Annotated in this window: 1 protein-coding gene; it reads left to right on the top strand. The window is 68.0% G+C overall.

Annotated features, from left to right (window positions below):
* Window positions 1-1,122, top strand: a 1,122-nt coding sequence (locus tag ACLJRM_RS44210; RefSeq protein WP_410666449.1) for an IS110 family transposase, incomplete at its 5' end; no start/stop codon positions are given.
* Window positions 1,123-1,147: the final 25 nt, after the last annotated feature.

Raw genomic sequence — 1,147 nt, 5'->3', positions numbered from 1 at the left:
CCGGCCGGGAAACGGCTGCACGACGCGCCGCTGCCCAACACCGAGCCCAAACTGCGGGCGATGTTCGACAAACTCGCCGTTCACGGGCAGATCTTGGTGGTCGTGGATCAGCCCGCGACCATCGGGGCGCTGCCGGTCGCGGTCGCCCGCGCCTGCGGCCACGACGTGGCTTATCTGCCAGGACTGGCGATGCGCCGCATCGCCGATCTCTACCCCGGCAACGCCAAAACCGATGCCCGCGACGCCTATGTCATCGCCGACGCCGCCCGCACCCTGCCCCACACCCTGCGCCAGCTCAACGTCGACGACGAGGCCCTGGCCGAGCTGGACGTGCTCGTCGGGTTCGACGACGACCTCGCCGCCGAGGCCACCCGTGTCAGCAACCGCATCCGCGGCCTGCTCACCGGCATCCACCCCGCCCTCGAACGCGTTCTCGGCCCCAAAATCAGTCATCTCGCGGTGCTGGAAATCCTGTCCCGCTGCGGCGGACCGATCGGGATCCGCAAGGCCGGGCGCCGCAAACTCGCCGCGATCGTGACCACACACGCCCCGCGCATGGGCGCGAAACTGGCCGAGGACATCCTCGCCGCGCTGGACGAACAGACCGTCACCGTCGCGGGCACCGCCGCTGCGGACAAGATCCTCCCCAGACTCGCCGACAGTCTGAAAACCGTTCTCCAACAACGGAAAACCGTCGCCGCCGAAGCCGAGGAGATACTCGATGCGCACCCTCTCGCCCAGGTCCTGACCTCGATGCCCGGCATCGGCGTCAGGACCGCCGCCCGCATCCTCCTCGAAATCGGCGACGCCTCAGGCTTCAAATCTTCCGGCCACCTCGCCGCCTACGCCGGCATCGCCCCGGTCACACACCGCTCCGGGACCTCGATCAAGGGCGAACACCCCGCCAGAACCGGCAACCGCCGCCTCAAACGCGCGTTCTTCCTCGCCGCCTTCGCGGCCCTCTCCGACCCGACCAGCCGCGCCTACTACCAGCGCAAACGCGACGAAGGCAAGAAACACAACGCAGCCCTCATCTGCCTCGCACGACGACGCTGCGACGTCCTCTACGCCATGCTCCGCAACCACACCCACTACCAACACCCCACGACATCAGCCGCTTGACAATTTCCATAGGGACACCCCCCCA

The organism is Amycolatopsis sp. lyj-84 (assembly GCF_046549075.1).
Lineage (GTDB): Bacteria > Actinomycetota > Actinomycetes > Mycobacteriales > Pseudonocardiaceae > Amycolatopsis.
This window is presented reverse-complemented; position numbering and strand designations above follow the sequence as displayed.